The organism is Spirosoma endophyticum (assembly GCF_900112365.1).
GTDB lineage: Bacteria > Bacteroidota > Bacteroidia > Cytophagales > Spirosomataceae > Spirosoma > Spirosoma endophyticum.
Genome location: NZ_FOLQ01000008.1, coordinates 201,562 through 215,096, shown reverse-complemented (window position 1 = coordinate 215,096; position 13,535 = coordinate 201,562). Strand labels below are relative to the sequence as shown.

Sequence of the window (13,535 nt, the reverse complement as noted above, 5' to 3'; positions counted from 1 at the left end):
CTTTTCTATAGCCACTCTATATACTATAATAAAGCCTATTCGAACAACCAGGTAATACAGCGTTAGCGGATTAGCCTTTGATTGACTTAAGCAAGCTGAAGTTACTGGTTAACTATCGCTTCCCATCAACGGACTTCCCATTCGTGAGTGCCTGCGCCTACAGCGGTAATTTTCCAGAAATTACCTTCCGCAATGGCTTTCACTACGTTGCCATTTTGCCATACCTGGTTTTTTCCCTGCCGACGGGGGAGGTAGACCACTCCGCTGGAATTCGCGGGCAACGTAGTCCGTAGCTGGTATCGGTCGGGGGTGTTGTCGAACGATACCAGGATTGTTCCCCGTAACGTAGCGAGTTTCAGAGATGCCTGCCGCAACGTATCGGGCTGGGGCTTGATCTGCACCGTTTCAAAAGCGGGCGTTAATGCTTCGACGCCCATCAGTTTCCGCACGATGATGTTGGCCGGAGCTGCACCCCAGGCATGATTCCAGTCCTGATTGGGTTTGTAGCGCGTATCCCAGGCTTCGGTGGTCATGGTCGAGCCGGTGCGAATCATGTTGTACCAGCTACGTTCGTCGGTGGAAGTGAGCAAGGCAAGCCCGTAAGCACTTTCGTTGGCATTGTAAAGCGCATCCAGCAAAAACTGCGAACCATACACACTGCACGCCATCCCCCGCGACCGCATGTGCGCCAATACGTTCGGCTGATATTTTTCAGGCACAAGGCCAAACGCCAGCGCCATCATGTTGGCATGAAGCGACGCATGATCGGTGCCTTCGCCATCCCGCACCAGACCGGCTCTGGCATCAATGAATGCAGCCTGAAACGCATTTTTAACCTGATTCGCCCGATTTGAATAAAAAGCGGCATCCTCCGTTTTCCCCAGTCGAGCGGCCATTTGCCCCATAAAAACCAGCCCCTGATAGTGAAACGCGTTGACGACCGCGTTGTAGTCCCGAAAAACAAATCCATCGGTTTCACCCGCTTCTTTTTTACCCAGCCCCAGAACGCCCTGCTGCGGCCAGTCGACAATATCCTGAATGGTAGGCCGCCCATCGAACGTATCGTAATGAATCGACTTTTTAAATTCTGCCGTTTGAAGCCCCGTTTTCGTACTGATCAGGCCATCCGGGCGGGCAAGGGGCAGCAAAAGTTTAGCCTTCAGCTCGGGATAAAGGGCTTCGATAGTACGCGAATCACCCGAATTCAGGTAGTCGTACCAGGCAATCAGGACGTTTTGTAAAGACCATTCGGTGGGCCAGGTCGCGTGAAAAACCAGGTAGTTCAACGACCGTTTGGCGATGTTATATTCCGCGTCAGTGGCATAGTGCGAAAGCTGGTTAATCAGCGCATCAGCCTCATAGGGAATCCGTTCGCGATCACCATCGACGTAGTAACCGCTGAATGTCGTCGCTTTGATGGTGTGCTTGCAGAGGTCCCAAATCCGGTTCAGGGTTGTATCCGAACTGGTAAAAGTTGTTGCCGTTTCATCGAACGGATACGTAACAATTTGACGCAAAAGCTGTTCCACCCGAACATTACCCGTAAGCACTTCCAGTTCAACGTAGCGAAACGGCAGGACTTCGCCAATGTAATCGGGCATCAGAATGGCCTTGGGACCCGTATTTCGTTTGTCTGGTTTGAATTGAATCGCGTAGCGATGTGTCCCGCGTTGCAACAGAACCGGTATGCGCCGGTACCGGAGTACGCCCGTTGGTTTGGTATTCACATGGCCGTCGGGGGTAATGGCTTCGCCCACGTGCAGGATGAGCGTATCGGATTCGGTGGGGCTGGTCACCGTTGCGTAAACCTGCCCAAAGGCATCTTTTCCGAAATCATAAAGCACTCGCTGCGGCCCCAATGTTCGTTTCGATAGGGGGGCTTCTTCCGTTTTTACGACGGGATAATAAGGCGTTTCATAATCCGCCAATTTGGCCGCCGTGCGGAAAGCTTTCGGTTGCGAAAACTCACTCTCGCCATTCTGTTCGTCCCAGATTTTCACCTTCCAGTAATAGATACGATTGGTATTCAGGCCGGGGGGTATCAAAATACCCACGCTTCGGCTGTTAATGAGTTTCCCTGAATCCCATATATCGCCTGCGTTAGTTTGACTGTTTCTTCGGGAAGAACTCACAATCAACCGAAACGCCGTCTGACGGCTATTGCTACGTTTATCGGAGAGCACCCAGCTAAACGAAGGGTGAGTGCTGCGAATCAGGGCCAACTGCCCGACAAACTTGGCGGAGTCAGTGGTGTCGAGGGTGTAATTCGTTAAAAAACCATTACTCCAAACCTTGTCGGTATGGAGCAATAAATCCGTACGTAATGACGTGGGCGGCTGCAACTGAGCCGATGCATTGAGACTCGTGACCAGCAGTACCCAAAAGAAAAAATGTCGCATGAACCCTTTCCGGTTATCGTAAATCCACAGTATGGTCGTGCGGAAAATCTTCGCCACTCCATATTTCTTGAGCGCTCCATTTTTCCGGCGCATCCGCCCAGAAGGGGTCCGATGCGGGCAAACCGAGCGGTAAAAAGATGTTCGTGGCAATGTACAGGCTTCCCTGGTTGTTATAAAAATCGGCCAGATCGGGCTGCGAACCATACAAGCCAATCGTGAGCCAGCCATTCTGATAGGTAGAAGAACTTTCGAGCGTTTTTTTAATGACCGCTGTCAACGCACTACGTACCTGGGCGGGCTTCAACTGCTCGGGCAGGGCTTTCCGCCAGGCCATATCGGCCAGGTGTTGAAAGACAGCGCCCCGGTACATAATCGAACGGCCGGTTGCCGGATAGGTGCCATCGGTATTGATGAGCCGTTCCTGAATGATGGCGTATCGCTCATTCCGCTTTTTAATTTTGGCAATCATGCCGCTGTAAGCGTTGGTCTTTTTGCCCACGTGTTCGGTGATCGCGGCCAGATACGGATGCATGACGTAGCTGTTGTAGTAATCGTAGGCATACGAAACACCGTCCGAATACATGCCATCTCCCACGTACCATTGCTCCAGTTGCTGAAAGGCGTAATCGACGCGCATTGGGTCACACTCGTAGCCATATTTGCAGAAAAAAGCTTCGATCATCGCCGAAAACAGCAGCCAGTTCGAAAAAACCGGTTTGAACCGGCGCGTGGTTTTCAGCGCGTGAACCATGCGTTCCTGATCGGCTTTGTTCAGGTTTTCCACAACCAGGGCGCCCGAACAAACGCGTAGACGACATAGGAAGCATCCACCAGTTGCTGACCGCCAATATCGAAATGCATGTAGTCTTTTGCCGTCGAGTCGAGCGCGTTCGACAATCCTTTGAGCACCTACTTCCGGTACTGATTTCGCAAGGCAACTTCTTCGGCACTGCCCAATCCCTATCAACCCCTCGTGCAGATCAAGGAGTTGCGCATCTACAATCAACCCGTAGGAATTGGCGATACCCTCAACGGGCGCGTGTTGCTCAGTAAGTCATTTTCCATCCCAAAACGATGCACATTCCGGTCGTCTTACTGACGGCCCGGGCGGCTGCCATGCACGAATTGGAAGGACTTGAAACCGGTGCTGATGAGTACATGGCAAAGCCCTTCAAACCAAGGCTCTTTCACACCAAAATAGCGGTGATGCTACAGGGTCGCCACCGGGTGAAGGAATATTACCAGCGACAGATTTTACTGGAACCCACCGACCTTGTCATCCCTGACGAAGAAAAACAGTTATTGACGAAGGCCATGCATATTGTTGAAACCCACCTGACCGATCCCGACTTTACGGTACCCGTTCTGGTGCGGGAAATGGGCATGAGCCAATCTGCTTTCTACCGGCAGATTAAAGCCATTACGGGTCAATCGGCTGTCGAATTCATTCGCGATGTCCGCATGAAACGGGCGGCTCAACTGCTGGCTACCAGTACTTTACGGGTATCTGAGATTGCTCATCAGGTTGGCTTCGAGGACCTTAAACACTTCCGAAAAACGTTTCAAAATTTGTCTACCCTGTCGCCTTCGAAGTTTGCCCGACAACATCGTGAAAGCGACTCTCTTCACTTAAAACCGATAAGTAGTTAATTTCTTTTTTGCCATGCGTCGGTACGGCTACGTCCCAGAATCAGGATCGCAAAATAGATACTCACTCAAACTACTATTTTAGCCTCCGGCGAAACGGCCAAAGATGACAGATTAAAAAAAACTTCGTATTTTGATAGCGCATGTTACGAAGACACTATTTTACGGCGCTACTTCTGCTTGTTGCGCTAACCGGTAGAGCCCAAAGCTTACCTATCCTTTCTCAAAACCCGGCAAGTTTGCATTGGTATCGGCTCACCACTCCCCATTTCAGGGTGCTTTATCCCCGTGGTTTCGACTCAACGGCTCAACGAACTGCCAACCGGCTCGAAAGTCTGTACGAACCCGCCAGTGCATCGCTCGGGAAACAGCCCCGGCCCATTTCGGTATTGCTTCAGAATCAGACGACGAACAGTAATGGATTCGTTACGTTATTTCCACGTCGGTCGGAGTTTTATGCCGTGGCTCCGCAAGACCCCGGTTTGTCGGGTACATTGAACTGGCTCGATCTGCTGGCCGTACATGAATACCGGCACGTTGTTCAGAATGACAAAGCGCTGCAAGGCTACGGACGAGTTCTTTATACTTTACTGGGTAGCGTGGGCCTGGAATTTCCTTTACAGACGGTACCCGACTGGTTCGCAGAAGGCGACGCGGTTAGTAATGAAACGTTGTTAAGCAACAGTGGCCGCGGCCGGATTCCGAACTTCGATCTGGGAATGCGGGCGAATTTACTGGCCGGAAAGCAATTTGATTACCCAAAGGCGGTTGGTGGTTCTTTCCGCGACAACGTACCGAATCACTACGTGCTGGGTTACTTCATGACGACGTACCTCAAACGCTCGTTTGGCCCCGATGTGTGGAGCCGCGTCTTGAACCGCAACTACCGACGGTGGCCGTTTCCCTTTGCTTTTTCGGCCAGCATCAAGGATGAAACCGGGCTAAGAACCGAAGATCTATACCGCAAAACGATGGACGATCTAACGGAAACCTGGCAGAAACAACAGGAACGTCTGGTCATTACACCCGCCACGACATTTCCCGTCAGTGCCGAAAAACAACAATTGCCCAGGCCAGTGTTCACCAATTACCAGCACCCGCAATTCCTGACCGACTCAACGGTTCTCTGCGTAAAAAGTGGCCTGGGCGATACGCCAAGACTGGTGATTCTGGGGAAAGATCAACAGGAAAAGCAGAAATTTGTACAAGGGTTCACCAACGATCCTGGACTGCTGTCTGCTACGTCTGCCAAAGCCTGCTGGATTGAATACGGTTATGATCCGCGCTGGGGTCAGCGGATTTATTCGAACATCCGGCTACTCGACCTTAAGACCGGTAAAGTTACCCGGTTAACACATCGCGCCCGGTACACTGTTGCGGCTCTCTCCCCCGATAACACAAAACTCGTCGTCGTTGACAATACCGATCGCTATATGGTACGCTTACTGATACTCGACGCCAAAACGGGTAGGATTTTAAAAGCTTTACCCAATCCAGACAATGAGTTTTATCAGCATCCGCGTTGGTACGAAGACAGCAAAACGCTCTCGGTTATTGCCCTGAAAGATGGCAGAAAAACAATTCAGCGCGTTGATAGTGAGTCAGGTATGCATGCTAACCTTTTGCCCTCCGTTAACGAAAACATCAGTAATCCGCAGCCCTGGGGTAAGTACGTATTGTATAATTCGCCCCGGTCGGGCATTGATAATCTGTATGCCGTAGACGTTACGTCGAAACAAGTTTTTCAGATCACCTCGCGACCATTGGCGGCCTACCACGTAGCCGTTTCTCCGTCGGGGACACGATTAGCGTTTGACGATTTTTCGGCAACGGGGTATCGCATTGCCGACATGCCGCTGAATCCCGCCGACTGGAAACCCGTAACGGAACCCGCTCAGGAGCAACCACTACGTTATTTTGGCGCGTTACCTAAACTGGAACCGGGGGGGGCGCTGGGGCGCAGAATCCTATCCTCCGACTCGGCTGCCAGCACGACGACAACGTACACGTCCAGTCGTTTTCGGCGCCTGCCGAATGTCATTAATGTGTATAGCTGGGGGCCAACGGTTGCCAGTACAGGACAAGCGCTGTCGGTGGGATTAACGTCGCAGGATTTGCTAAGTACAACCCAGATTGGCGTTGGCTATACCTACAACCAATCCGAACGAGTTGGGAATGCCTACGCCCTGTTGAGTTATCAGGGCCTTTTCCCTATTCTTGATCTCAGTTTTCAGCACGGCACACGTAGTACGTCCCTATATATTGACCGAGCCCTGCCACTTGACAGCCTGCGCACGGATCGCTGGCAATATGATCAGCTCACGGCAGGTTTTCGAGTGCCGCTGCAACTGACTAATTCTAAATACATTCAGGGAATCAGTCTGGCGGCTTACTACAACTACCTGCACGTAACGGGTTATGACTTACCCTTCCGGTACGTATCGGACGTAGGCAGTCAGGGATCGGTGAATGCACTTACGTACGGGATTAGTTATTCGCGGCTTCTCCGCCAAAGCAAACGGGACGTAGCCCCCCGCTGGGGTCAGTCACTATCCGCTACGTATCGAAACACACCCTTCGGTGGTAGACTAAACGCTGAGCAATGGGGCGTTCAGGCAAACGTTTACTTCCCTGGGCTGGCGAAACATCATTCCCTGCGGCTGCGGGGAGGTTACCAGCAACAGGCGCAGGGAACGTATCAATTTAGCGCCATTGTGTTTTATCCCCGCGGCCAGCTCTACATTGCCGACGATCAGATCAAGGCCGGGAGTGTGGAATACAGATTACCCATCGCCGACACCCATTGGTCATTGGGACGATGGCTCTACGTCCAACGCATAAAGGCGAACGGTTTCTACGATATGGCGCAGGGTCAAAGTTCAGTAGAAATCCGCGATATATTCGGGAGATTACGTGGCTATGAAACCCAGCGTCGCATGTATCAGACTGCGGGCCTCGACGTATCGTTTGTCTTCAACGCACTTCGGCTCCGTACTCCTTTCGAGGCTGGTTTCCGCACAATTTATAACGTCACCACGCACCAATGGCTGGTGCAACCGCTGGTGATTGATATTGGGTTTTAGTCGTTAGTCATCAGTTAATAGTCCCCAGTAGTTGACGTTGGTGACTGATGACTAACGACTTCTTACCCCTTATAAAACACCCACTTTGCTAATTCCCGGAACGACGTTTTTTTGCCGTACATCAGAATACCGACGCGGTAAATTCGAGCGGCTATCCACGTAGTACCGACGAAGCCCAGGACCAGCAATACCATCGACAACGCCAGTTGCCAGCCGGGAACGCCAAAGGGAATACGAACCATCATGACCACCGGTGAGGTAAACGGAATAATTGACGTCCAGAATGCCAGGGGGCCGTCGGGGTCGCGAACGGCGATTTGGGCGAAGGCGATGGCGGCAATAATGGGCATCATGATCGGAAACATAAACTGTTGCGTTTCGGTCTCACTATCGACGGCGGCACCCACGGCCCCAAACAAGGCGCTATATAGCAAATAGCCCCCTAAGAAATAGAACAGAAAACAGGCTACAATTAGTGGAATGTTAAGCGTTCCAATAGCAGCCATTACGTCGGCAACGGGGTTTTTGGCAGTAGCCATCTTACTCTGAACATCCTGCCCGCCCGGCATTCCATTCATGCGGGCCGTCATGGCTGAATTTGCCGTTTCCTTCTGTCCCATTACAGTTGAGCCAACGGTTATCAGCCCGACCGTCAAGACGATCCAGAGCAAAAACTGGGTCAGACCAACCAGGGCTACGCCAATAATTTTACCCAGCATCAACTGAAACGGCTTCACCGACGAGATAATAACCTCGACAATACGGCTGGTTTTTTCTTCCATTACGCCCCGCATCACCTGGGTTCCGTAAATGAGCACAGAGATGTAAATGAGCAAGGCACAGAAACCGCTGATAATGGTCGTAGCGATCCCGTTGCTGCTCTTTTCGCCCGCGTCGCTCAGGCTAATTGTCTGGGCATCAACGTTAACTTTGGCATCCTGAATAATTTTCTGCGTAATACCGGCCTGCTCCAGCTTAATGTTTTCAATTTCCTTCGAGATGGCGCGCTCAATGTTGCTTTGCAGCGACAGGCTAACGCTCTTTTCGGCAAAAATCTGGACAGTTTTGGGCCGCTCTATTACGTCTTTCGGAATGAACACCAGCGCATTATAGCCATCTTTGACAAACGATTTCTTGGCAGCAGCCAGCGACTTTTTCGGAAATGAATAGACGGTTTCGTCATCGTTTTTAAACTTACCGGCAAATCGTCCACTTTCGTCGACTACCTCAATTTTCTTCTGGTTCATCGAGCTGACAGCTGCCCAACCGATGATGGCATAGAAGCCAAAAATCAGCACCGGACCCAGAATCGTCATGATGATGAACGACTTTTTGCGCACCCGTACCAGGTATTCGCGCTTAATAATGAGAAATATTATATGCATAATTCTAAAGAGAGAAATACCGAATGAATGAAAGAGCGAGATCAGTCCCAAAGCAGCGCAAGCGAGTGATTCTGGCGTTTATTTTCGCTCATTCACTCTTTATCTCCGCTTCGGCGGTCCGATTTCGCCTTGTTTGTTACGTTGTTGGTACCTCGCCGACTGTCTGGATGAAGATCTCGTTCATGCTGGGGATATTCTCGCCAAATGACCGGACAGCCACCCGGTCGAGCAGGTAACGAATAAGGTCATTTGCTGCGGCATCGGGTGGAATTTTGATGTTGGTCCGAAGGAATCCGTCGTCCGTAGTCAGGGTATTCAATACGTCGAATGCGGGTGGCAGATCAATAATTTCGCCTTTGTATTCAACGTGATACGTATGGGTTTTGAATTGCTCTTTTATCGCCCGCTTAGAGCCATCGAGCACTTTATGCGAGCGGTTGATGAGCGCGATATAATCGCAAAGTTCCTCAACGGATTCCATGCGGTGGGTCGAGAAAATAATTGTCTTGCCCTTATCGCGTAGTTCCAGAATCTCGTCTTTGATGAGGTTAGCATTAATTGGGTCGAAACCGGAGAACGGTTCATCAAGAATGATCAGGTCGGGCTCGTGCATGACTGTAGCTACGAACTGCACTTTCTGCTGCATGCCTTTGGAAAGATCTTCGACCTGTTTGTTCCACCACGTTTTGATGTCGAACTTGATAAACCAGGTTTTCAATTTCTCCATCGCCTGTTTTTCGGTCAGTCCCTTAAGCTGAGCCAGATACAACAATTGCTCACCAACCTTCATTTTTTTGTACAATCCCCGCTCTTCGGGCAGATAGCCAATACGTTTGATGTGGCTGGGATTCAGGTGTTCGCCCCCCAGAAGCACCTGCCCCGAGTCGGGGGCCGTAATCTGGTTGATGATGCGAATTAATGAGGTTTTTCCCGCACCGTTGGGGCCAAGCAAACCGAAAATACATCCCTGGGGTACGGACAGACTCACGTCGTCCAGGGCGCGGTGTTCAGCGTATTGTTTAACAATGTGATGGGTTTCGAGGATGTTCATTTAGTTTAGGTTAACCTTTGGTAACGTTCAATAGACCCAAACTACACGTATTTATAACAGAACAGCAAGAACTTGCGGATGAACTGTCAATCGGCCTTGCAAACGGTCATAAAAAAGGCTACAACTTAAGAGGATCGTAGCCGCTACGTAGTGACTCACTACGTAGCGATCTCATTTGGACTGGCAGGGCTGACCAAAAACCTGACTTGAGCCATCTATAAGTAATGGGCAGGACTAGTTTCTGACCAGCCGATACACGAGGTAGTGAATCTCAGAGACCAAGCAATGACATGATAAGCAAAAGCACTAAACCTACTACTTTCCCATAAACTTAATGTTCAGCAGAAATTAAGCTTGCAAGTCATTATGGAGTTTAAATTACTACATATCAAACACTTTATAGATACGATCAATATTAATAACCAATAGTATAGCTTTCTACTAGCAACGCTCGTAAGCTATACTAGTTAATTCAACAGAGAAAATCCAGCCAATCCAAAGAAGCCTTATTTCTTTAGACTGGCTGGATTTTAACGATGCACTGCTAGCGAGCTAAATACGCCGTGAATATTGTCTAAGACTCAATAGTAGTCTGGTTGTCAACGTAAATCCTATATCAATCTCACTTATTAAAATAATGAATCACTTCAGCATCAGCATTGTTAAAAATATTCAGCTCACCCACACTGCCGGCAACGACAGAACCGATACTCAATACCCCAGACGTATTACCTGGGCTGAGCACACCACTTAATCCAAACGAAATTTTCCCATGAGCAGGAAATGCCTGCTTAGTAGTCAGTACGTAAAAGTCAGAGTCCGAGTTATCAAAGTTCCAGTCACTGTTCTGCACCGAACGCCCTCCTATCAAACTTGCCGTTGGATTAAAGTTCAAAAAAAGTCGACTATCCCGAACAAGCTTGACGGTTATCACTTCACTGGACGTTACTGAATTCAATTCGAGCACATCTACTACTACATTAATCGGGGTAGTACCATAGCTTACGGAAGGCAGGACAAAAGTAATCGGGGCTAAATCCGGCCCTGGATTGGCGATGACAGCAACTGAGCTAGTACTATTATCATTAAACGTTTTATTATCCGATGTTTGAGGGTTTAATAAAGCCACGATGTCGCCAACATTGCCTGGCGAATCTATGACAGTCCCTCGAACGATAATCTTGAATGATAAGCAGTCTAGATTAGCCAGCGGAACAGAATTTGATAAGCTAACGATTTGCCCCGTGTTAGACAATACAGTAAAGTTTGTCAGCGGACTTCCGTCCGAATTGGTAACGCCGAGGATGGTTACATTTGAGCCAACCGAAATTTGGGGTCTGAGTTTATCAACCGGAGCACTCGTATTAGTTGGATCAGTATTACAGAGATCTACCTGAACAGTACCGGTTGTACTCAAAGGTAGCGTAGCAGGAACACTAATGATATTAATTGATACGTCCTGCGCGTAGCCAACGGGTATGGCTCCTAAATTCCAAAGGCCAAAGAAACACAAGAATATGTAGGGAATATATGAGTTTTTCATGTCGATTTTTGATTTGATTGAAGAGCAATCATAGTAGCAAGTGGCAAATCATGCACTTGTTTTTATACATCGTTAACTAAGAACACGTATTAGGGATATGCACTTATTTTCTTAGACCGGTGAAATCCGAATTGATTAGTCGATGAAATACTTATTTCCGACACGACCTGTTTGGTTGCGAAATCAATTTCGACAACTTTACCCCCCTGGCCGGTTGTATTTACTACCTGATAGCCTGGCCCAAATACTACGTGATTACTTGTGGGCAGAAACTGGGCACTACTGATAACTTTCGAGTAAGTATCTATACCTCGTTCTTTTCCATACGTCCAGGTTTGCTGAACTGTTAGATTTACAGGATCAATCCTGTAAGATACAGATCGGCTGTATTTAGCAGCTGAGGGATTAAATTCCCGTACTGATCCATTATCAAATATCAGTTTATCACCATTGGGCAACTGAGTGATATTATGCTGATACCAGTTCCACTCAAAATCAGGGGCAACTGCTGTGCCGGCAATCACACCCGCATCGGTAATGAGATTACCAGTAGCGTCCAGAGGTTTTAACAGGAACTGGTTTAAGTCTTCACCACGTCGGTTTGTTGTCCAGCCAGAATGGGCTGACAGTATCCATTTAACATGATTCGTATAATCTAATTTTACCACGCCTTGCGTACGACCGGATACCATGATAGTATTATCGGTCGAATCGTACTCAACGGCATTACCATGGAACCAATCACTGGCGGGTTGGACGCCATCGGGTGTGGTCAGGTTAGTTCTGGTCTCGTCAAGAGATTCTTTCAAATCCCAGACAGTTGATAGGCTCCCGCTTTGCCGATCAATTTCAATGACAAAATCCTCAACAGTTGGGCTGACCCCATCTTTGTAAGTGCTACCAGGTTTGTTAGCCGTTACTATAAAGTTGCCATTAGGCTTTTCCCTGACTTCATGGTGAAATGTATAACCCATAGCACTAACATTCCAACTGTTGATCACCTTGCCTAATAAATCAATTTCATAGATAGCTTGCGTCCTGCTATCTCCAAAAAAGAAATTACCATTTCTCAGGCGACTAATACCATCTTCATAATTCAACGTATTTAACTGAGGATGAGATCGATAATCTAATATCCACCGAATTTCGCCGTATGCATCCATAAAGAAGGGAGTATGTGGAGCACCAACGCTGTAGTTACTTACCAGAATCAATCCCGGAGCGACCTTTGACTCGTCAAAAGGTGCCGCCACAATAGAGGTTGGCATACTGGGGGGCAAATCTCCTGTTTGCACAATAATAGTGCTTTTAGCTAACGTATCGCCACTTGCACTAATAACACGGATGTCAACCGTATTAGCATAGTTAGCGTATAGGCCAATCAATGGTATCGAGTGTCGTAAACCATTGTCATTAAAGAGGTGCTCTACATAGGTAATCTTGCCATGTTTACCCCGGACACTAATAAATGTTTTCCCCAGTGCCGATACCGAAAAATTAACCAGTGCTGATAAGGGTGAGTATCCGTAAGGATTCAATTTAATTGAATCCGCAGCAATTGTGAAGGCTAATGGAGAAGGCGTATTGGTAGCATTAACCTTAGCTCCGGCAATATTATCAGAAACGTCCTGTTCACCTCCGGAATTAGCTACGACCGACACGGTCATGTTCTGCTGTGTATGGTCGGGCACGCCCGTTCTACGAGTGATGCTAAAACCCACCACCTTGTTACTGTTGGCCTCTATCATAAGCCCCGTCTTGCTTGTAACTGTGATATAGCTATTAGTTTCCGAGAAATCCCAGTCACTGTTGGAATTGGCAACGCCCGGATACACATTGGAAGTCCCACTAGTAGTGGAATAGGTAATCGTAAACGCAGAAAGTTTAAAAACACGGAAAGAAATCAATCCCGCCGTAGAACTATTGTTGGTCTCATTAATAGTTACCAAAAAATCACGCGGAACATTGGTAGCTGCTGAACTAAAATTCAGATCATCCATTAGAACTGTAGGAGATAAATTAGGTATTATAACCTTATTTGACCTTAAAGTTACTTTATCCATTTTTACCGGATGATCCTTATCAGCTACTCTAGTCACCTTTTCTGACAACACCAAAGAAGCGTGTTCGTCAGCTTTAGCCTTTACAACTGGAATGCCAGCTTTACTATCCATTTGAATACCCACGGAAAAGGCTATAAGTAGACAGGCATTTAGCTTAAATAATTGTTTTTTCATCGTTTTCAAAAGCGTTTAGCATGAAAGTGTCTCTACCGTTTAATAAACAATGTACGGTTACCTAAATTCATTGTAGGTAAGTATTAAAAGTGTCTAATACGTTGCAATAATAAACTAATATAGTATTGTAACAACTTATATTCTTACAAAAAAAGAATATTTTTATATAATAAGTACAGATATCATGCTT

General features: G+C 48.1%; 7 protein-coding genes and 1 pseudogene. 2 read left to right on the top strand and 6 right to left on the bottom strand.

The window, feature by feature from the left end; all coding sequences use genetic code 11:
* Positions 1 to 125 precede the first annotated feature (125 nt).
* Both BM202_RS20545 and BM202_RS20540 read right to left on the bottom strand, forming a co-directional pair.
* Positions 126 to 2,492, bottom strand: coding sequence for an alpha-L-rhamnosidase-related protein (locus BM202_RS20545; protein WP_245776727.1), 2,367 nt, complete (start codon positions 2,490 to 2,492; stop codon positions 126 to 128).
* Positions 2,413 to 3,260 (bottom strand): annotated as a pseudogene (locus tag BM202_RS20540) (DUF2264 domain-containing protein). The gene BM202_RS20545 and the pseudogene BM202_RS20540 overlap by 80 nt, the downstream one beginning before the upstream one ends.
* 213 nt (positions 3,261 to 3,473) lie before the next feature.
* Here BM202_RS20540 and BM202_RS20535 point away from each other — a divergent pair.
* Together BM202_RS20535 and BM202_RS20530 are read left to right on the top strand one after the other, a co-directional pair.
* Positions 3,474 to 4,049 carry a response regulator transcription factor gene (locus BM202_RS20535; protein ID WP_245776724.1) on the top strand — a complete coding sequence of 192 codons (576 nt, stop codon included), beginning with the start codon at positions 3,474 to 3,476 and terminating at the stop codon, positions 4,047 to 4,049.
* A gap of 140 nt (positions 4,050 to 4,189) precedes the next feature.
* Entirely contained in the window at positions 4,190 to 7,129 is a 2,940-nt protein-coding gene (locus BM202_RS20530; protein ID WP_093829578.1) for a BamA/TamA family outer membrane protein, read from the top strand.
* Positions 7,130 to 7,191: 62 nt separating this feature from the next.
* On the opposite strand, the gene BM202_RS20525 is transcribed toward BM202_RS20530, so the two are convergent.
* The 4 genes from BM202_RS20525 to BM202_RS20510 form a co-directional block, all read right to left on the bottom strand.
* Positions 7,192 to 8,514, bottom strand: a complete 1,323-nt coding sequence (locus tag BM202_RS20525; RefSeq protein ID WP_093829576.1) for an ABC transporter permease — start codon at positions 8,512 to 8,514, stop codon at positions 7,192 to 7,194.
* 136 nt (positions 8,515 to 8,650) lie between these two features.
* Complete coding sequence (locus BM202_RS20520) at positions 8,651 to 9,565, bottom strand: ABC transporter ATP-binding protein (RefSeq protein ID WP_093829574.1); 915 nt, start codon at positions 9,563 to 9,565, stop codon at positions 8,651 to 8,653.
* Positions 9,566 to 10,187: 622 nt separating this feature from the next.
* Positions 10,188 to 11,108, bottom strand: a complete 921-nt coding sequence (locus tag BM202_RS20515) for a hypothetical protein (RefSeq protein WP_093829572.1) — start codon at positions 11,106 to 11,108, stop codon at positions 10,188 to 10,190.
* An 89-nt stretch (positions 11,109 to 11,197) separates the two neighbouring features.
* Entirely contained in the window at positions 11,198 to 13,345 is a 2,148-nt protein-coding gene (locus BM202_RS20510; protein ID WP_093829570.1) for an aryl-sulfate sulfotransferase, read from the bottom strand.
* Positions 13,346 to 13,535 lie beyond the last annotated feature (190 nt).

What these genes read in the sequence shown, in the direction of transcription:
- BM202_RS20510 (WP_093829570.1), bottom strand. Translation starts at nt 13,345, where the DNA reads ATGAAAAAACAATTATTTAAGCTAAATGCCTGTCTACTTATAGCCTTT.
- BM202_RS20535 (WP_245776724.1), top strand. Translation starts at nt 3,474, where the DNA reads ATGCACATTCCGGTCGTCTTACTGACGGCCCGGGCGGCTGCCATGCAC.
- BM202_RS20520 (WP_093829574.1), bottom strand. Translation starts at nt 9,565, where the DNA reads ATGAACATCCTCGAAACCCATCACATTGTTAAACAATACGCTGAACAC.
- BM202_RS20545 (WP_245776727.1), bottom strand. Translation starts at nt 2,492, where the DNA reads ATGCGCCGGAAAAATGGAGCGCTCAAGAAATATGGAGTGGCGAAGATT.
- BM202_RS20515 (WP_093829572.1), bottom strand. Translation starts at nt 11,108, where the DNA reads ATGAAAAACTCATATATTCCCTACATATTCTTGTGTTTCTTTGGCCTT.
- BM202_RS20525 (WP_093829576.1), bottom strand. Translation starts at nt 8,514, where the DNA reads ATGCATATAATATTTCTCATTATTAAGCGCGAATACCTGGTACGGGTG.
- BM202_RS20530 (WP_093829578.1), top strand. Translation starts at nt 4,190, where the DNA reads ATGTTACGAAGACACTATTTTACGGCGCTACTTCTGCTTGTTGCGCTA.